Below are 16,863 nucleotides of genomic sequence, written 5' to 3' on the forward strand. Positions count from 1 at the left end.
AACACCGTGCCCAACGACCCGCAGTCGCCGTTCGTCACCTCGGGGCTGCGCATCGGCACGCCGGCGATCACCACCCGCGGCTTCGGCGAGGCCGAGGCGCGCGAGCTCGCCGGCTGGGTCTGCGATGTGCTCGACAACCTCGGCGACGAGGCGGTGGTCGAGCGCGTGCGCAACCAGGTGCTCGACATCTGCAAGCGCTTCCCCGTCTACGGGCACGGCTGAGTCGGTAACCATGCGTTGCCCGTTCTGCCAGGCGCAGGAAACGCGGGTGATCGACTCGCGGCTCGCGAGCGACGGCGACCAGGTTCGCCGTCGCCGCGAGTGCAGCGCCTGCGCTGAGCGGTTCACGACCTACGAGAGCGCCGAGCTGCTGATGCCACGCGTGGTAAAGCGCGATGGCAGCCGTGTGCCGTTCTCGGACGACAAGCTCCGCACCGGTCTGTCGCGGGCGCTGGAGAAGCGTCCGGTGGCCACCGAGGCCATCGAGGCGGCGATCAGCCGTATCCGCAAGCGCATTCAGTCTTCCGGCGAGCGTGAGGTGCCGGCGAGCCAGATCGGCGAGTGGGTGATGGAAGAGCTGCGCGAGCTCGACCAGGTTGCCTACGTGCGCTTCGCTTCGGTGTACCGCAGCTTCCAGGACGTGAGCGCTTTCCGTGAGGTCATCGAAGGCCTGGAGAGCCTGCCTTCCGAGCAGGCACGACGCAGCCAGCTCGGGCTGCTGCCGGACGACGACGCCGACGATAAGGGGTGAGCGCGACGGGTGGGCGAGTCGTGAATGACATCACCGCGGCCGATCATGCCTGGATGGCTCGCGCCCTGCGCCTGGCGCGGCGTGGACTGTATACCACGGACCCCAATCCGCGCGTGGGTTGCGTGCTCGTGCGCGGTAACGACCTGATCGGGCAGGGGTGGCATCGGCGCGCCGGCGAGCCCCACGCCGAGATCAACGCCCTGGCGGCGGCCGGCGATGCCGCGCGTGGGGCAACCGCTTACGTCACGCTGGAACCCTGCGCTCACCACGGCCGGACACCGCCTTGCGCCGATGCCCTGGTGGCGGCCGGGGTGTCGCGGGTGGTCGCTGCCGTCGAGGATCCCAATCCCGCGGTCGCCGGCGGCGGGCTGGCGCGCCTGAGCGATGCCGGTGTGGCGACGGCTGCCGGTGTGCTCGCCGAGGAGGCGAACGCGATCAATGCCGGATTTCTCAGGCGCATGCGCGAGGGCATGCCCTGGGTGCGGGTGAAGCTCGCCGCGAGCCTCGATGGTCGCACCGCCATGGCTTCCGGCGAGAGCCGCTGGATCACCGGTGCCGCCGCGCGGCGCGATGTTCACCGCCTGCGCGCACGCAGCAGCGCCATGCTCACCGGTATCGGCACGGTGCTCCACGATGACCCGCAGCTCACCGCGCGGGATGTCGACGCCGAGGTTCGCCAGCCTCGCCGCTATGTGCTCGATCCACGGCTGCGCCTGCCCGAAAGCGCCCGCCTGGTCACTGATGGGGGGGGCGTGACGGCGTTCTGCAGCTGGCCGGATGACGCCCGCGTGCAAGCGCTCGAGCGCGCCGGCGTCACCGTGCAACCACTGCCGCCGGGGCCGCAGGGGCGCGTGGCTCTGCCGGCGGTGCTCGCGGCACTCGCCCGCGACGAAATCAACGAGGTCATGGTGGAGGCGGGTCCGACCCTGTCAGGGGCGATGGTGGCCGAGGGGCTCGCCGACGAAGTGATCGTCTACCTGGCTCCGCACCTCATGGGCGACGCCGCCCGCCCGCTGCTGGCCCTGCCCGGGCTGGAGCGAATGGCCGACCGGCTTGCCGTGCGCGTGACCGACACGCGGCAGGTAGGAGAGGATTTGCGTCTCGTACTGGCGCCGAATGGAGGGGACTGACATGTTCACGGGCATAGTCCAGTGTATCGGCGAGATCCGGGGCATGACGTCCGCCGATGGTGGCCAGCGCCTGACCATCGCCGCACCGGAGCTCGGTATCGTCGACGACGTCGCGGTTGGCGATAGCATCGCGGTGAACGGCTGCTGCCTGACCGCCGTGCGCCTCGACGGGGACGTTTTCGAGGCGGATGTTTCCTCGGAAAGCCTCGAGCGTACGGGGCTGGGGGATCTCGCTGCCGGCGACCGGGTGAACCTCGAGAAAGCGCTCACGCTTGCCACACCACTTGGCGGGCACCTCGTCAGCGGCCATGTCGACGGGGTCGGCGAAGTGCTCTGGCGCCGGCCCGAGGGGCGTTCGGAGCGCTGGCGCTTCCGGGCGCCGGCGCGGCTGGCGCGCTACATCGCCGAGAAGGGCTCGATCTGTATCGATGGCGTGAGTCTCACGGTCAACGTCGTCGAGGGCGCGGAGTTCGAGGTGAACATCGTGCCGCACACCACAGCTGTGACCACCCTGGGCGCACGTCGCGGCGGTGATCGCGTCAACCTGGAGGTGGACGTGATCGCGCGCTACCTGGAGCGGCTGATGACCGGCGCGGTCGACGGCGAGGATAGCGGCATCACGCGGGAATTCCTGGCTCGTCACGGCTTCGATGCCGGCTGAGCGGACAGTGGGAGAACAGCAGTATGGGTTTCAACACCACCGAGGAGATCATCGAGGACCTGCGCGACGGGCGCATGGTGGTGATCATGGACGACGAGGACCGCGAGAACGAGGGTGACCTGCTGATGGCCGCCTCGATGGTGCGTCCCGACGACATCAACTTCATGGCGCGCTATGGCCGTGGCCTGATCTGTCTGACGCTGACCCGCGAGCGCTGCGAGCAGCTGCGCCTGCCGCTGATGGTCAACGAGACGGGCGACCAGCACGGCACCAACTTCACGCTGTCTATCGAAGCGGCGCGCGGCGTGAGCACCGGCATCTCTGCGGCGGACCGCGCGCGCACCGTGCAGGCGGCGGTGGCCCCCCACGCCCGCCCCGAGGACATCGTCCAGCCCGGGCATGTCTTCCCGCTGATGGCTCAGCCGGGCGGCGTGCTCACCCGGGCGGGTCACACCGAGGCGGGCTGCGATTTCGCACGGCTCGCCGGTTTCGAGCCATCGTCGGTGATCGTCGAGGTTCTCAACGAGGACGGCAGCATGGCGCGGCGCGACGATCTCATGGCGTTCGCCCGCGAGCACGGGCTGAAGATCGGCACCATCGCCGATCTCATCGCCTACCGCGTGCGCAACGAGCGCACCGTCGAGCGTGTCGCCGAATGCGAGCTGCCCACGGAATACGGTCGCTTCCACCTCTATGCCTATCAGGACGTGGTCGACGGCGCGCTGCATTTCGCGCTGGTGCGCGGCCGCCCGATGCCGGAGGAGCCGGTGCTGGTGCGCGTGCACATCGAGAACACCCTCTCCGACCTGTTCGGCGCCACGGGTCTGGAGCAGAGCTGGCCCCTGCGGCCGGCGCTGGAACAGCTCGGCCGCGAGGAGACCGGCGTGGTGGTGATGCTCCGCCGTCCCGGCGACGCCGGCGACGTGCTCGCGCGCATGCGCGACTACCAGCGCCTGCAGGCCGGTTACACCGACGATGGGTTCGCCAAGGGCGAGGGCCAGAGCAGCCAGGACCTGCGCACCTACGGCGTGGGCGCCCAGATCCTCACCGACCTGGGCGTGCGCCGCATGCGCGTGCTGTCCTCGCCCAAGCGCATGCACGGACTGTCCGGGTTCGGGATGGAGGTCGTGGAGTACATCGAGCCCGAGCGGTAGACGGGACGCTACAAAGTTTCAAGCGTAAAGTTTAAAGTGCGCATCCGCTCAGGGAGGACGGTGTGCGCCGGAAGCGGACATTCGAGGACCTGATTGCCTGGAGAAAGGCGCATGCGTTCGCTCTGGCGGTCTATGAGCAGACACGCACGGGAGCTTTGTCCAGAGATTGGGACTTGAGTCGCCAGTTGAGACGAGCTTCAGTGTCTGTGGTAAGCAACATTGCAGAGGGATTCGAGCGCGGTTCACGGCGAGAATTCGCGCATTTCCTGAGCATTGCCCGCGGCTCCGCAGGCGAGGCTCGGGCGCAGTTACGCCTTGCTCGCGACCTGGGTGTCATTGACCCGTTCGCTGCCGACGAGCTCTTGAGTCAGGCGTTAGAGGTCAGCCGGGTCGTGGCCGGGCTGCTTCGCTATCTCCGGGACGACTGCCGTGCGGGGAGCCCGTAAGGGTAGGGTGGTCTGTCACGTTTGGTCGAACCGGACGTTGAACTTGCTCCTTTGAACTTGCAACTTTATTCGTGACAGCAACTATTCGAGCGCCACGCACATGAATACTCTCGAGGGCGACTTCACCGCCAACAACCCCCGCATCGCCCTGGTGGCGTCGCGGTTCAATGCATTCATCGTCGACCGGCTGGTCGAGGGGGCCGTGGATACGCTGTGTCGCCACGGCGTGGACGAGTCGCGCATCGACATGGTGCGCGTTCCCGGAGCCTGGGAGATGCCGCTGGCCGCGCAGCGTCTCGCCCGCCGGGGTGACTACGATGCCGTGGTCGCGCTCGGCTGTGTGATTCGCGGTGGCACGCCTCACTTCGACTATGTCGCCGGGGAGTGCGCCAAGGGGCTGGCGCAGGTGCAGATGGGGGCCGACCTGCCGGTGATTTTCGGGGTGCTCACCACCGACAGCATCGAGCAGGCCATCGAGCGTGCCGGCACCAAGGCAGGCAACAAGGGCGCCGAGGCGGCGCTGTCGGCGCTGGAGATGATCAACCTCCTGCGTCGTCTGGACTGAGGCGTCGATGAGCCCGAATACCACCCGCCAGGACTATCGCCGGCGCAGCCGCGCGCGCCGGCGCGCGCTGCAGGCCATCTACCAGTGGCAGGTGGCCGGCCAGGACCTGGCCACGATCGAGCGCCAGTTCCTGGAGGAGTACAGCATGGGTCGTATCGACCTGGACTACTTCTCCGCGCTGGTGCATGGCGTGCCCGCGAGTGTCTCGCGTCTCGACGCCGTCATCGATCCGCACCTTGACCGCCCCTTCGCCACCCTGGACCCGGTGGAAAAGGCAATCCTCAGGCTCGGCGCCTACGAACTGCTGGAACGCATGGAGGTACCCTACCGGGTAGTCCTCAACGAGGCGGTGGAGCTCGCCAAGAGTTTCGGCGCCGAGCAGAGCCATCGCTTCATCAACGGCGTGCTCGACCGTGTGGGCCACGAGAGCGAGCTGCGGCGCGCCGAGCTGGAGCGGGACGGGGGCTGATACGGTGCCGTTGCCACCCCCCGCACCGCGCCGGCCCGTGCACCACCGCCGCGTGGATGTGCACGCCTACCGCCGTGACGACGGGCTCTGGGAACTGGAAGCGGCGTTGGTCGACACCAAGGCCGAGACGTTTCACCTGCGTCTGCGCGGCGAGCTGTCACCCGGTGAGCCGGTCCACGACATGGCGCTGCGCGTCGCCCTGGACGAACGGCTCGTGATCCGTGAGGTGGCCGCGAGCATGGACGCGACGCCGTTTCCCGACTGCCCGGGGGCGGCGCGGGCATTCGAGTCCCTGGTGGGAATGCGCATCGCCCCGGGCTGGATGGAGATGGTGCGCGAACGGGTCGGTGGGGTGGCGGGCTGCACCCACCTCTTCGAGCTCCTGCGGCCGCTGGCCACCACAGCGTTCCAGAGCATCTATCCCGAACGCCGTGTTCGCAGCCGGCGCCCGGCGTTGCTCGATACGTGCCACGGCTGGCGTGCCGGCGGCGAGGCCATCGGGACGCTCTACCCGGAATGGTTTCGCGGGGATTCGTGAATTCCGCTGGTACTGATCTTCTCAGCGGTATTGTCATGTGTCAGAGCGCCACAGCGGTTCGGGGGCAAGGCGCGCTCGCGCCGGCGTGGCCGGGTCACGTCAAGCGAGCGCAATGCCGCCACCGGGCCCCATCGGCGCACAGACCGGCTGACGCATGACAATACCTCTGAGAAGATTGGCAACTGCCGGCGCCATCATCTGCTCAGCGACCGAGACCCCCTATGCCCCTCAGCGAGTTTGGCCTCATCGAGCGCTATTTCAGCGGGCTGGGCGCGATCCGTGAGGACGTGTCCCTTGGCATCGGCGATGATGCCGCACTGGTGCAGGCCGGTGGCGGGACCCTCGCGCTGGCGGTGGACACACTCATAGAGGATGTCCATTTTCCTGCGGACGCCCCCCCACGGAGCATTGGCCACAAGCTGCTGGCGGTGAATCTCAGCGACCTCGCTGCCATGGGGGCGGCGCCCGCGTGGGCGTTACTGGCGCTCACGCTGCGGAATGTGGACGAATCCTGGCTCGCCGACCTGCGCGACGGCCTCGACGGTCTCGCCCGCGCGCACGGGGTGGCCCTGGTCGGCGGGGATACCACGCGTGGCGGGCGCATCACGGCCTCCGTGTTCGTGGCCGGCCAAGTGGAGCGGCCGATGCGCCGCGACGGCGCCCGCGTCGGCGATGACCTCTGGGTATCCGGTATTCCCGGTGAGGCTGCCGCCGGCCTGACGCTCTGGCAGAACGGCCAGCGCAGCGGCGAGGCGGTGGAAGCGCTGGTCGCCCGCCTGCACTGGCCCGAGCCGCGCGTCGCCCTGGGGCGTTCACTGCGCGGTGTCGCGAGTGCCGCGGTGGACATCTCCGATGGCCTGCTCGCCGACGCCGGCCACCTGAGCGCGCGCAGTGCGGTGGCGATCCGCGTCTGCGTGGAGTGTCTGCCGGTCTCGCCGGCCCTGGCGAGCGTGGGCGGCACCGCTGCGCGGGATTACGCTCTGAGCGGCGGGGATGATTACGAGCTGCTTTTCACGGCGCCTGCGTCGGCAGCCGATCAGGTGCGTGCGGCCGCCGATGCAGCGGCAACGCCGGTTACCCGGATCGGTGAGGTCGTCGAGGGACCGGCCGGTGTCGCGGTGCACGACACCCACGGCCGGCGCCTGGCCATACCCCGCACTGGCTACCAGCACTTCTCCGGAGACGGGGAATGAAGGCGGTCTTTCACCTTCGTGACCCACGCCAGTGGCTCGCCCTCGGGTTCGGCGTGGGGCTTTTGCCGCGGGCGCCGGGGACGGCCGGCACCTTGGCCGCCGCGCCGCTGGTCTGGGCGCTGATGCACTTGCCCGCGCTATGGTATGCCCTGGTGGTGGCGGGCGCCTTCGCGCTGGGATGCTGGGTCTGTGGCGTGACGGCGCGTGCGGTGGGGGTGCACGATCACCCGGCGATCGTCTGGGACGAGTTCGTGGGGCTCGCCATTGCCCTGTGGGCCATTCCGCCGGGAGTGCTCACCGTGGCCGCGGGGGTCGCTCTGTTTCGCGTGCTGGATATTCTCAAGCCCTGGCCCATCCGCTTGCTGGACCGTCGTGTCACCGGTGGGCTCGGCATCATGCTGGATGACGTACTCGCCGCCGTGCCCGTGGCCCTGCTTCTGCATTGGGTCACCTGATCATGGTGTCCGGGCGCGTCTGCGGGCGGCGTCCCGTCCCGCCTTCACGACGTGTATTCGGCGTTACGCCGCTCCTGCCGCCAGAGCGCCTGCTGGGTGCGGGCGATACGATGGTGCCAGCGCTGGACCGCGCGGTTGCCAGGGTGCTGGGCCAGCAGACGTGCCGTCTCGTGGCGAAGCGCGGAGATGCCCGCGCGCTTGAGCTCGCCGGGCGGAAGCGCCTGAACGGTGGTCCACTGGACGCGCACGGCCTCGACGCTGCGGTCGAGCCGCTCGGCACCGGAGAATCCGGCGATTCCGGCGAGCAGCGTAAGCGCCACGGCGGCGCTGGTCAGCATCTTGCGCATTGTCTGATCCTCCGCGTGTCGGCGGCGTCCGCGATTCGCGGCGAACGGGTCACATCATCCCCGTCTGCAGCTTGGCGGCATCGGACATCATCTCGAACGACCAGGGCGGCTCGAAGACGATCTCCACGGCGACCTCCTCCACGGTGGGTACCTGACGCACCTTCTCGCGCACGTCGTAGGCGAGGATGTCGCCCATGCCACAGCCCGGTGCCGTAAGGGTCATGTCGATGTCCACGCGCCGGCTGCCGTCCTCGTTGCGCCGGATATCACAGGTGTAGACCAGCCCCAGCTCCACGATGTTGATCGGGATTTCCGGGTCGTAGCATCGACGCATCTGATCCCAGACGAGCTGCTCCACATCCGCGTCCGAGGCGTCGTCAGGCAGCTCGGGGGCCGGCTCCGGTTCCTTGCCGATGGCGTCGGCGTCCTTGCCGTCGATCCGGAAGAGGTTGCCCTGGATATAGACCGTGTAGCTGCCCCCCAGGGCCTGGGTGATCATGCCCTCGGCTCCCTTGGGGATCACACCGGTATCCCCCGAGGGAATCAGCGCGGCATCACAGTCGCGCTCGAAGACGACCGGTTCGTTGGGTTGGGCCTGCATGGTTCGCTCCTGTCCGCCGGGGCGGACCACTCCAAGATAATGCCTCGATTCTACCAGCACGCCGCGCAGGCGCCGAAACCACTGGTGGTGATACTCTGCCGGGCGCGGTAACAACGCAAGGAGCGATCTCGATGAGTCTCCCGCCCCGTGTCTCGGCGATCAATGTCTTCCCGGTGAAATCCTGTGGGCCCATGGCGTTGGAGGCGGCGGAAGTCGCGCCTTCCGGGCTGATGGGCGATCGTCGCTTCCTGGTAACGGATGCCGATGGTGGGTTCGTGACCGGGCGACGCATTCCCGCCATGACGCGTATTCAGCCGCACTTCGACGGCCAATGCCTGCGGCTGGAGGCTCCCGGCATGCCGTCGCTGGCGGTGGATACCGACACGCTGGCGCCGCGCTACAGCGACGTCACGGTCTGGCGGGACACCGTGGCCGCGCAGTCCTGCGGCGACGACGCCGATGCCTGGATCAGTGAATGCCTCGGCGGCCGTTACCGCCTCGGGTTCATGGGGCCCCAGTCCCACCGTGCCACCAAGGGGCGCCCGGACCAGCCCCTGGGCTTTGCGGACCGGTTTCCGCTGCTCGGCGTCTCCCGGGAGAGTGTGAATGCGCTCAACGACCGGCTCGCGCGCGCGGTCACGGCATTGCACTTCCGCGCCAACCTGGTGATCGATGGCGGCGAGGCCTTTCAGGAGGACGGCTGGGCCGAGGTGCGCATCGGTGAGGCGGTGTTCGAGGTGGTGGCGCCCTGCAGTCGCTGCGTGTTCACCACGGTCGATCCGCAGCGCGGTGAAGCGGCAGCCGATCGCGAGCCTTTCCGCACCCTGGCAGGGTTTCGTCGGGACGATTCGGGGAAGGTGCATTTCGGCCAGCATCTGGTGCCCCGGATTACCGGCACCGTGCGGGTGGGGGACTGTGTGGAGGTGCTGGCGCGCAAGCCGAAACCGCGATACGTGGACCGCATGGCCGCAACCTGATGCGGTCGACCATCACCGCCGCGTGGCGGTGTGCGCGTTGGCTGCGTCGGCGGGTGCCAGCGGGTGCGTGGGGCGTCGCGGTGGCGTGTTCCGACCCGGCCGTTAGAGTGGCGCGACCGTCGCCCGGTCCAGAACGTACGGGATACCAAAGAAAACGCCCCGCGATGTGCGGGGCGTTGCCGGAATCCCGTGGGATGGCGGGTTACGCGGCAGCCTTGCCCGACGTGCGGGGGCGCACGGCGTCGACGTTCTCCTGGGCCAGCTTGCCGGCGGCCTCGGAGAAGTCCTTGCCCATGCCGGCGAGGGTCTCGACGTCGTCGGTGAGCCGGCGGCCCACGGTGGACGCCACTTCCTGCTGGCGGCTGACGTAGTCCTGCAGGCCGCGCACGTCACGGACGCTGGTGGCGGCGCGCAGCTGCTCGATGCCCAGATCCACGTAGGCGCGGCTGGCGTCGAGCTGAAAATGGGCCAGCTTCTCGGCCTGCGTGAGGCTCAGCTCGGCGAAACGGCGCATCGGCTCGCCCGCGTTCTGGAACTGGTCGAAAAACTTCTGGGTCATCTCTTCGTACATCACAGCACCTCCTTGCTGGTTTGCTGTTGCGATGCAACATAGCAGTCCGGATGTTGCAGTGCAATAAGCGATATCGTCCGCTCGTCGGCTCGGGTCTGCTATCGTTGTGTCGTACTTGGCCCCGTTGACCTCAGGTAGTGGAGACGCAATATGGCGCGACAGGCATGGCGCGTCGCCGTGTTGCCCGGCGACGGCATCGGCCCGGAGGTGATGGGGGAGACGGTGGCGGCGCTCCAGCGCCTCGCCGACCATGGCGGCCCGGCGCTTCAGCTGGAGCGTTTCGATTGGCCGTCCACCGCCTGGCACCGCGAACACGGGGCACTATGGCCGGACGACTGGCGCGAGCGTCTCGCTGCCTTCGACGCCATTCTCCTGGGGGCACTGGGTGATCCCGGGCCGGGCGATGATCCCGACCGTTACCGTCTCTCCGATGCGGTGTCGCTGTCACCGCTGCTCGACATCCGCAAGGGATTCGACCAGTGGGCGTGTGAAAGGCCCGCCGTGCTCCTTGACGGGGCCCCGCAGTTCCTCGCCGATCCGCGGGCACGGGACGTGGACATGCTGGTGATTCGTGAGAACAGCGAGGGTGAATACGTCGGTCAGGGCGGACGGCTCGCCTCCGGCAGTGCAGCGGAAGTCGCCACCCAGATCGAGGTGTTCACGCGCCGTGGTGCCGAGCGGATCATCCGCCATGCCTTCGAGCGGGCGCGTTCGCGCGCGGCGGAGCGCGCCGCGGGCCAACGCCGCGATCGCGAGTTCACGCTGCCCGACGGCAGCCGCTCCCGCGCGCAGGTATGTCTCATTACCAAGCGCAACGCGCTGGCGTACTGGGGAGAGCTCTACAGCGAGGCCTTCGAGGCCGTCGCGCGGGAGTACCCGGACATCGCCGGTCACCACGAGCTCGTCGATGCCGCCTGCATGAAGTTCGTCACCAGCCCCTGGGCGTTCGACGTGGTGGTGGCGAGCAATCTCCAGGGCGATATTCTCACCGACCTTGCCGCCGTGCTCTCCGGTGGCATGGGGGTGGCGCCGTCGTGCAACCTGAATCCGTCGGATCGCTCTCAGCCGCCCATGTTCGAGCCGACCCACGGTAGTGCGCCGGATATTGCCGGCCAGAATCGCGCCGGCCCGCAGGCCATGTTGCTCACCGCCGCGATGATGCTTGACTGGATGGGTGAGGAGGATCCGGCCGCCGCCGAAGCGGGGCGGCGACTGAGCGCGGCGGTGGCGGCGGATCTCGCCGAGCACGGCACCCGGGTGCGGCCCACCGACGAGATCGGCGCTGCGGTGCGTGCGCGCCTTGATTGACTTGCCGACCCGGTCGTTGGCCCAGTCACATCGCGGCGTGACTGTCTGCGGCCGAGGCAGGACCAAACCATTCCCGCGTGGCGCGCGGAATCTGCGAACCGACCAGGAGGCGTTCCATGAGCCAGTATACCGGCCACCTCTCGCCGCTTCTCAAACAGTCGAGCGACATCGTCGCTGCCCGCGGCGAAGGGGCGTACATCTTTGACGAGCAGGGCAATCGCTACCTGGACTTCAGTTCGGGTATCGGTGTGCTCAGCACCGGGCACTGTCACCCGAAGGTGGTGGAGGCGGCGCGTCGCCAGGTCGGCGAGATCGTTCACGCCCAGTACGCCATCGTCAAGCATCGCCCGATCCTCGAGCTCTCCGAGAAGCTCGGTGAGCTCACACCGCGGCTCATCGATACGTTCTTCTACGCCAGCGCGGGCACCGAGGCAGTGGAAGCGTCGTTGCGGCTCGCCCGCCACGCCACAGGGCGCCCCAACATCATCGCCTTCCAGGGGTGTTTCCACGGGCGCACCATGGGGTCGCTGTCGACGACCAGCTCCAGCGCCCCGATCCGCCAGTGCCTGCAGCCGATGATGGGCGGCGTGGAATTCGCCCCGTTCCCGGACACCTACTGGTATGGCTGGGACGAACAGACCACCGCGGATTTCTGTCTCAAGGAGCTGGATCTCATCCTGCAGACACGCAGCACGCCGAAGGAAACCGCGGCGATGCTCATCGAGCCCGTGCAGGGCGAGGCGGGCTATATCCCTGCGAACACGGCCTTCATGCAGGGGCTCAAGGAGCGCTGCGAGCGCCACGATATCCTCCTGATCCTCGACGAGGTGCAGGCGGGCAACGGCCGTACCGGCAAATACTGGGCGTTCGAGCACTTCGGCATCGAGCCGGATGTCATCGTCACCGCCAAGGGCGTGGCGAGCGGTTTTCCATTGTCGGTGATGGCTGCGCCGGAAGAGCTCATGGAGCTCGGCATGCCCGGTTCCCAGGGCGGTACCTACGGTGGCAACGCGGTCGCATGTGCCGCCGCGAACGCGACACTCGACGTGATTCGCGATGAGGGCCTGGTGGACAACGCCAGGGAACGCGGTGCGCAGCTGCGCTCGCGCCTGGAGGCGTTGCAGTCCAGCTACCCGGAAATCGGCAACGTCAGCGGCATGGGCCTGATGCTGGGCGCGTACATGCTGGACGGTGACGGTCGCCCCGACGGCGACCGCTCGGCGCGTCTCATCAAGGAGTGCGAGAAGCGCGGGCTGTTGCTGATCAAATGCGGCGCCTGGGGCGGGCAGGTGGTGCGCTGGGTGCCGCCGCTGATCGTCGACAGCGACCAGGTGGACTGGGCGATCGATCAGTTCGAGGCGGCGCTGAAGGCGACCCGCTAGGGCCCGTCGAGGCTGCCCGCCGGGCCGCGTGGCTTCCCGCCGCGCGGCTCTACAATACGTTTTCGGCAGGCAGGGGCGCTGGCTTGGAGTCGGCGCCCCTTTTGCGTTTCGCGTCTGCGTCCGCCGCAATCCGCACACTCGGGGGAATGCGTGAATTATCTGCGTTTCATTCGTGACAACCGCCGCTTTCTCGGTTTCGGCTTTCTGCTGGCCGCACTATCCGGTTACGGCCAGACTTATCTCATTTCGTTGTTCGGTGGCGAGATGCGGGAGGCGTTCGCGCTCAGCAACGGCGAGTTCGGCCTTATTTACTCCACGGCCACGCTGATCAGCGGCGTGAGTCTGATCTGGCTCGGCCGGCTGCTCGACCGTGTGGACCTGCGCTGGTTCGCCGCGACCGTGCTGCTCGGCGCGTTTCTGGGCTGCCTGGTACTCGCCGGTGCCCAGGGGGCACTGACACTCGGCCTGGCCTTCCTGCTGCTGCGGGTCTGCGGCCAGGGTCTGATGATGCATACCGCGCAGACCACCATGGCCCGCTACTTCCGGGAAGGGCGCGGTACAGCCATCAGTATCGCCACGCTCGGACTGCCGTTCGGGGAAGGCGTGTTCCCGGTGGTGCTCGTCGCGGTGGCGGGCTGGCTGGGATGGCGCGGTACCTGGTTGGGCATGGGGGCGGTGCTGGTCGTGGCCGTGCTGCCGCTGGCGCTGTGGCTGTTGCGGGGGCACGACGAGCGGGTCGCGGCGCATCGCGCACGGGAGGCGAGCGAGGGGTGCGGTGACGACGGTCGCGCTCACTGGCGGCGACGCGACATGCTGCGCGACCCACGATTCTATGGCGTACTGCCGGCGGTGATGGCGCCGCCGTTCATCATGACGGCGCTGTTCTTCCATCAGGTGCCCCTCGCCGCCGAGAAGGGGTGGACGCTGGCGTGGCTGGCGAGCAGCTTTTCGGCGTTCGCGGTCACCCACGTCGCGGCCCTGATGCTCGCCGGGCCGCTGGTGGACCGGGTCGGTGCCCAGCATCTGCTGGCGGTGTTCCTTGCACCGCTGGCGCTCGGGCTGGTGGTGCTGGTCACCGGCGAGAGCCGCTGGGCGGCGCCGCTGTATCTTGGTTGTGCCGGGCTCAGCATGGGGGTGGCCGGCACGCTGATGGGGGCGCTCTGGGCGGAGCTCTACGGGACTCGCCACCTGGGGGCGATCCGGGCGCTGGTGCAGGCGCTGATGGTTCTGGCGACAGCCCTGGCCCCGGGGCTGCTCGGCGGTCTCCTGGACGCTGGTGTCACGGTTACCGGTGCGGCCGGTTTCCTGCTCGCCTGGGTGGTGCTCGCCTCGGTGCTGGCCGGCGTAACGGTGCGCCGCAGCGCAGTCCGTTACGCCTGAGCCATGGCGGCGGTTCAGTCCGCCACCGGCACCGTCTGCACCTCGACGAACTCGAACAGCCCCTCGATTCCGCCCTCGCGGCCGTAGCCGGACTGCTTCATGCCGCCGAACGGCGCCTCCGGGGTCGGGCCCGTGCCGGTGTTGAGGGTCGCGTGGGCGAAATGGAGGCGTTCGATCACTCGCTGGCCGCGGTCGTGGTCGGCGGTGAAGAGGTAGGCGGCCAGCCCGAATTCCGTGTCGTTCGCCGCGGCGATGACTTCCTCCTCGTCGCCGAAGGTCACCATCGGCACCAGAGGGCCGAAGGTCTCCTCGACGTTGCAGACCGCCTCCGTCGGAACGTCCAGCAGCACCGTGGGCGGCGAGAACGTGCCCGGCAGGTGGGAGACGTCCTGCTCGACGACTTTCGTCGCCCCCTTGGCCACGGCGTCATCGATGTGACGTCGGACCTTGGCAACGCCGTTTTCGTCGATGAGCGGACCGATGTCGGTGCCCTCGGCCATGCCGTCACCGACGGTGAGACTGCGCACGCGCTCGGCGACCCGGTTGGCGAATGTCTCCGCCACGTCGCGGTGGACGAACACACGGTTGGCGCATACGCAGGTCTGCCCGCCGCCACGGAACTTGTTGCCGATGAGGTGATCGGTGGCGGCGTCCAGGTCGGCGTCGTCGAAGACGATGAACGGGGCGTTGCCGCCGAGCTCCAGCGTGAGCCGCTTGATCCCGGGGGCCGCCTTGCCGATGAGCTCCCGCCCCACCTCGGTGGAGCCGGTAAACGAGAGCACGCGCACCGCGGGGTGTTCCATGAGCGTGTCGGTTATCGCGCCCGCCGGCCCGATGACCAGGTTCACCTTGCCCCGGGGCAGGTCGAGCTCGCGCTGGAGCAGGGTGAACAGCGCGATCATCGTCAGCGGCGTCTTGGACGACGGTTTGATGATGCAGGCGCAGTCCGCCGCGAGCGCCGAGGAGAGCTTCTTGGCAATCATGCCGATGGGGAAGTTCCACGGCGTGCTGAGCGCCACGACACCGGCCGGGCGATAGTGGACCGTCCAGGTGGCGTTCTTGGGATGCCCGTCGAGCGTGCGTGGCGCGAGCTCGTCGATGTGCTCGCCGCAGTAACGGAAGAAGCCCGCGGCGTAGTCCACCTCACCCTGGGCTTCCTTCCAGGGCTTGCCGTGCTCCAGCGTGAGGATGCGACCGACCTCCTCGCGGTTGGCCTGCAGCACCTCGGCGATGCGCAGCAGCCACTGGCGGCGCTGGTCGCGGCTGGCGCGGTGGGCGAGGGCGCCTTCGGCGGCATGGATGGCCGCGAGGGTCTCGCGCTCGCTCATGCCGTCGATGCGCGCGAGTTCCTCGGCGTTGGCCGGGTTGGTCACCGTGATGGTCTTGCCGCTCCCGGTGCACCACTCGCCGTCGATGTAGCCTTGGGTATGGGGCAGCAGTGGCGATTCGATCATGGTCTCGCTCCCTGCCTGAGTCCGGGCATCGCCGGCTCAGGCCGTGTCGTCGTCGAACAGCGCCGGCCGGCGGTCGGTCAGCGGCCGGGCGCACTGGTAACTGTGGGCGGCGCGCAGCACCCGGTCGTCACGATGGCGCGCGCCCACCACCTGGAGCCCGATGGGCAGCCCGCTGCGGGTGAAGCCGCACGGCACCGAGCAGGCGGGCTGCCCGGTGAGATTGAACGGATAGGTGAATGGCGTCCACGACGGCCAGCGCGGCTCCGCCCAGTCCTCCGGCACCTCGCGATTGGTGGCGAACGCGGTGATCGGCAGACAGGGTGTGAGCAGGATGTCATAGCGCTCGTGGAAGCGGCTGGTGCGCTCGATGAGCGTGCCGCGCTCGTTCTGGGCGGCGAGGTAGTCGAGCAGCGAGAGCTCTTCGGCCCATTCGGCCACGGCGATCAGGTTCGGGTCCATCCGGGCGCGTTGCTCGCCGTCGAAGTGGCGCAGGGCGTTCGCCGCGCCGCCGTAGAAGAGCACGTTGAAGGCCTCCCGCGGGTCCGGGAACCCCGGGTCCACCTCCTCGACGTGGGCGCCCAGATCCGCGAACGTCTGGGCGGCATCCGCGACGGCCCGGGCGATCTCCGGATCCACGTCCACGTATCCCAGGGTCGGGCTGAACGCCACACGCCAGCCTTGAATGCCGCCCTCGATGGCTTCGAAGAAGTCGGTGGCATTGGGCGGCAGCGTCGTGTCGCGGGCGTCACGCTCGCAGAGCACGTCCATCAGCAGGGCGGTGTCCGCCACCGTCCAGGTCATCGGTCCCGGATGCGCCAGCGCGCCGAACGCGCTGGTGGGCCAGAACGGCACCCGCCCCTGCGTGGGCTTGTGGCCCACCAGCCCGGAGAAGCTGGCGGGGATGCGAATGGACCCGCCGGCGTCGGTCCCGAGTGCCAGTGGCCCCATGCCCAGTGGTACCGCTGCGGCGCTGCCGCCGCTGGAGCCGCCCGCCGTGCGTGTCGGGTCCCAGGGGTTGTTGGTGGGGCCGCACAGGAGACTGTCGGTGACGCCCTTCCAGCCGAACTCCGGTGTCGTGGTCATGCCCAGTGGCACGAAGCCGTTGCGGCGCAGGCTGGCGACGATGGGCGCGTCCTCGCTGCCGGGGGTATCCGGCACGACCCGGGAGCCCTTGCGGGTCGGCCAGCCGCGCACCAGGAACATGTCCTTGATGCCGGTGGGAACGCCGTCGAGGACGCCCATGGGCTGGCCGCGGCGCCAGCGCTCCTCGGAACGCCGGGCCTCGGCGAGGGTGGTCTCCTCGTCGAGGTGGCACCAGGCGTTGACGTGCTCATCCAGCCGCCGGATCTGGGAGAGAGCCGCCTGCGTCGTCTCCACTGGCGAGAGCTCGCCGTGCGCATATCCTTCCAGCATCTCGACGGCCGTCAGCCCGGCCAGCTCGGTGACACCGCTCATGAGCTCCTCTCCCTAGTTCCCGGTTG

General features: G+C 68.7%; 19 protein-coding genes and 1 pseudogene. 15 read left to right on the forward strand and 5 right to left on the reverse strand.

From position 1 onward, the window contains the following. The 11 genes and pseudogenes from glyA to ACPEES_RS12430 form a co-directional block, all read left to right on the forward strand. Window positions 1-222 (forward strand): annotated as a pseudogene (gene glyA, locus ACPEES_RS12380) (serine hydroxymethyltransferase); the annotation flags it as partial. A gap of 10 nt (window positions 223-232) precedes the next feature. Further along, window positions 233-751, forward strand: coding sequence for a transcriptional regulator NrdR (gene nrdR / locus ACPEES_RS12385; protein WP_435103806.1), 519 nt, complete (start codon window positions 233-235; stop codon window positions 749-751). A gap of 53 nt (window positions 752-804) precedes the next feature. After that, the gene (gene ribD / locus ACPEES_RS12390; protein WP_435103882.1) at window positions 805-1,881 is read left to right on the forward strand and encodes a bifunctional diaminohydroxyphosphoribosylaminopyrimidine deaminase/5-amino-6-(5-phosphoribosylamino)uracil reductase RibD; all 1,077 of its coding nucleotides are present in this window, start codon (window positions 805-807) and stop codon (window positions 1,879-1,881) included. Between the two features lies 1 nt (window position 1,882). Continuing rightward, window positions 1,883-2,542 carry a riboflavin synthase gene (locus ACPEES_RS12395; protein ID WP_435103807.1) on the forward strand — a complete coding sequence of 220 codons (660 nt, stop codon included), beginning with the start codon at window positions 1,883-1,885 and terminating at the stop codon, window positions 2,540-2,542. Window positions 2,543-2,565: 23 nt separating this feature from the next. Further along, entirely contained in the window at window positions 2,566-3,696 is a 1,131-nt protein-coding gene (gene ribBA / locus ACPEES_RS12400) for a bifunctional 3,4-dihydroxy-2-butanone-4-phosphate synthase/GTP cyclohydrolase II (protein WP_435103808.1), read from the forward strand. 62 nt (window positions 3,697-3,758) lie between these two features. Continuing rightward, window positions 3,759-4,142: a four helix bundle protein gene (locus ACPEES_RS12405; protein ID WP_435103809.1), complete on the forward strand. Its 384-nt coding sequence runs from the start codon at window positions 3,759-3,761 to the stop codon at window positions 4,140-4,142. A 100-nt stretch (window positions 4,143-4,242) separates the two neighbouring features. Beyond that, window positions 4,243-4,707 carry a 6,7-dimethyl-8-ribityllumazine synthase gene (gene ribH, locus ACPEES_RS12410; protein WP_435103810.1) on the forward strand — a complete coding sequence of 155 codons (465 nt, stop codon included), beginning with the start codon at window positions 4,243-4,245 and terminating at the stop codon, window positions 4,705-4,707. Between the two features lie 7 nt (window positions 4,708-4,714). Beyond that, the gene (nusB, locus tag ACPEES_RS12415; protein ID WP_435103811.1) at window positions 4,715-5,176 is read left to right on the forward strand and encodes a transcription antitermination factor NusB; all 462 of its coding nucleotides are present in this window, start codon (window positions 4,715-4,717) and stop codon (window positions 5,174-5,176) included. A 4-nt stretch (window positions 5,177-5,180) separates the two neighbouring features. Next, complete coding sequence (locus ACPEES_RS12420) at window positions 5,181-5,714, forward strand: DUF2889 domain-containing protein (RefSeq protein WP_435103812.1); 534 nt, start codon at window positions 5,181-5,183, stop codon at window positions 5,712-5,714. Window positions 5,715-5,935: 221 nt separating this feature from the next. Then, window positions 5,936-6,907, forward strand: coding sequence for a thiamine-phosphate kinase (thiL, locus tag ACPEES_RS12425; RefSeq protein ID WP_435103813.1), 972 nt, complete (start codon window positions 5,936-5,938; stop codon window positions 6,905-6,907). Then, window positions 6,904-7,362, forward strand: a complete 459-nt coding sequence (locus ACPEES_RS12430; protein ID WP_435103814.1) for a phosphatidylglycerophosphatase A family protein — start codon at window positions 6,904-6,906, stop codon at window positions 7,360-7,362. Before thiL ends, ACPEES_RS12430 begins: the two co-directional genes overlap by 4 nt. A 44-nt stretch (window positions 7,363-7,406) precedes the next feature. Here the strand turns inward: ACPEES_RS12430 and ACPEES_RS12435 are convergent, their stop codons facing one another. Both ACPEES_RS12435 and sufT read right to left on the reverse strand, forming a co-directional pair. Continuing rightward, on the reverse strand, window positions 7,407-7,709 hold the full coding sequence (locus ACPEES_RS12435) for a hypothetical protein (RefSeq protein ID WP_435103815.1): 303 nt from the start codon (window positions 7,707-7,709) through the stop codon (window positions 7,407-7,409). 49 nt (window positions 7,710-7,758) lie between these two features. Beyond that, complete coding sequence (sufT, locus tag ACPEES_RS12440) at window positions 7,759-8,310, reverse strand: putative Fe-S cluster assembly protein SufT (protein WP_435103816.1); 552 nt, start codon at window positions 8,308-8,310, stop codon at window positions 7,759-7,761. A 131-nt stretch (window positions 8,311-8,441) separates the two neighbouring features. Between sufT and ACPEES_RS12445 the strand changes: the two genes are divergently transcribed. Then, window positions 8,442-9,287: an MOSC domain-containing protein gene (locus tag ACPEES_RS12445; protein ID WP_435103817.1), complete on the forward strand. Its 846-nt coding sequence runs from the start codon at window positions 8,442-8,444 to the stop codon at window positions 9,285-9,287. 202 nt (window positions 9,288-9,489) lie between these two features. Here ACPEES_RS12445 and ACPEES_RS12450 read toward each other — a convergent pair whose 3' ends face one another. Further along, complete coding sequence (locus ACPEES_RS12450) at window positions 9,490-9,858, reverse strand: phasin family protein (protein ID WP_435103818.1); 369 nt, start codon at window positions 9,856-9,858, stop codon at window positions 9,490-9,492. A gap of 150 nt (window positions 9,859-10,008) precedes the next feature. On the opposite strand from ACPEES_RS12450, the gene ACPEES_RS12455 reads away from it, so the two are divergent. The 3 genes from ACPEES_RS12455 (at window position 10,009) to ACPEES_RS12465 (ending at window position 13,928) form a co-directional block, all read left to right on the forward strand. Further along, window positions 10,009-11,166, forward strand: coding sequence for an isocitrate/isopropylmalate dehydrogenase family protein (locus tag ACPEES_RS12455; protein ID WP_435103819.1), 1,158 nt, complete (start codon window positions 10,009-10,011; stop codon window positions 11,164-11,166). A 116-nt stretch (window positions 11,167-11,282) separates the two neighbouring features. Continuing rightward, the gene (locus ACPEES_RS12460; protein WP_435103820.1) at window positions 11,283-12,548 is read left to right on the forward strand and encodes an aspartate aminotransferase family protein; all 1,266 of its coding nucleotides are present in this window, start codon (window positions 11,283-11,285) and stop codon (window positions 12,546-12,548) included. A gap of 150 nt (window positions 12,549-12,698) precedes the next feature. Further along, a complete protein-coding gene (locus ACPEES_RS12465) occupies window positions 12,699-13,928 on the forward strand; it encodes an MFS transporter (RefSeq protein WP_435103821.1) in 1,230 nt (409 codons plus the stop codon). Between the two features lie 14 nt (window positions 13,929-13,942). Here ACPEES_RS12465 and ACPEES_RS12470 read toward each other — a convergent pair whose 3' ends face one another. Next, entirely contained in the window at window positions 13,943-15,382 is a 1,440-nt protein-coding gene (locus ACPEES_RS12470) for an NAD-dependent succinate-semialdehyde dehydrogenase (RefSeq protein WP_435103822.1), read from the reverse strand. A gap of 36 nt (window positions 15,383-15,418) precedes the next feature. Beyond that, window positions 15,419-16,837: an amidase gene (locus tag ACPEES_RS12475; protein ID WP_435103823.1), complete on the reverse strand. Its 1,419-nt coding sequence runs from the start codon at window positions 16,835-16,837 to the stop codon at window positions 15,419-15,421. Window positions 16,838-16,863: the final 26 nt, after the last annotated feature.

The sequence above is a fragment of the Arhodomonas sp. AD133 genome, from assembly GCF_051195215.1.
Lineage (GTDB): Bacteria > Pseudomonadota > Gammaproteobacteria > Nitrococcales > Nitrococcaceae > Arhodomonas.

Excerpts from the sequence above, each read along its gene's own strand:
- nrdR (WP_435103806.1), top strand. The coding sequence starts at position 233 with ATGCGTTGCCCGTTCTGCCAGGCGCAGGAAACGCGGGTGATCGACTCG.
- ribD (WP_435103882.1), top strand. The coding sequence starts at position 805 with ATGGCTCGCGCCCTGCGCCTGGCGCGGCGTGGACTGTATACCACGGAC.
- ACPEES_RS12395 (WP_435103807.1), top strand. The coding sequence starts at position 1,883 with ATGTTCACGGGCATAGTCCAGTGTATCGGCGAGATCCGGGGCATGACG.
- ribBA (WP_435103808.1), top strand. The coding sequence starts at position 2,566 with ATGGGTTTCAACACCACCGAGGAGATCATCGAGGACCTGCGCGACGGG.
- ribH (WP_435103810.1), top strand. The coding sequence starts at position 4,243 with ATGAATACTCTCGAGGGCGACTTCACCGCCAACAACCCCCGCATCGCC.
- nusB (WP_435103811.1), top strand. The coding sequence starts at position 4,715 with ATGAGCCCGAATACCACCCGCCAGGACTATCGCCGGCGCAGCCGCGCG.
- thiL (WP_435103813.1), top strand. The coding sequence starts at position 5,936 with ATGCCCCTCAGCGAGTTTGGCCTCATCGAGCGCTATTTCAGCGGGCTG.
- ACPEES_RS12430 (WP_435103814.1), top strand. The coding sequence starts at position 6,904 with ATGAAGGCGGTCTTTCACCTTCGTGACCCACGCCAGTGGCTCGCCCTC.
- ACPEES_RS12435 (WP_435103815.1), bottom strand. The coding sequence starts at position 7,709 with ATGCGCAAGATGCTGACCAGCGCCGCCGTGGCGCTTACGCTGCTCGCC.
- sufT (WP_435103816.1), bottom strand. The coding sequence starts at position 8,310 with ATGCAGGCCCAACCCAACGAACCGGTCGTCTTCGAGCGCGACTGTGAT.
- ACPEES_RS12445 (WP_435103817.1), top strand. The coding sequence starts at position 8,442 with ATGAGTCTCCCGCCCCGTGTCTCGGCGATCAATGTCTTCCCGGTGAAA.
- ACPEES_RS12450 (WP_435103818.1), bottom strand. The coding sequence starts at position 9,858 with ATGTACGAAGAGATGACCCAGAAGTTTTTCGACCAGTTCCAGAACGCG.
- ACPEES_RS12455 (WP_435103819.1), top strand. The coding sequence starts at position 10,009 with ATGGCGCGACAGGCATGGCGCGTCGCCGTGTTGCCCGGCGACGGCATC.
- ACPEES_RS12460 (WP_435103820.1), top strand. The coding sequence starts at position 11,283 with ATGAGCCAGTATACCGGCCACCTCTCGCCGCTTCTCAAACAGTCGAGC.
- ACPEES_RS12470 (WP_435103822.1), bottom strand. The coding sequence starts at position 15,382 with ATGATCGAATCGCCACTGCTGCCCCATACCCAAGGCTACATCGACGGC.
- ACPEES_RS12475 (WP_435103823.1), bottom strand. The coding sequence starts at position 16,837 with ATGAGCGGTGTCACCGAGCTGGCCGGGCTGACGGCCGTCGAGATGCTG.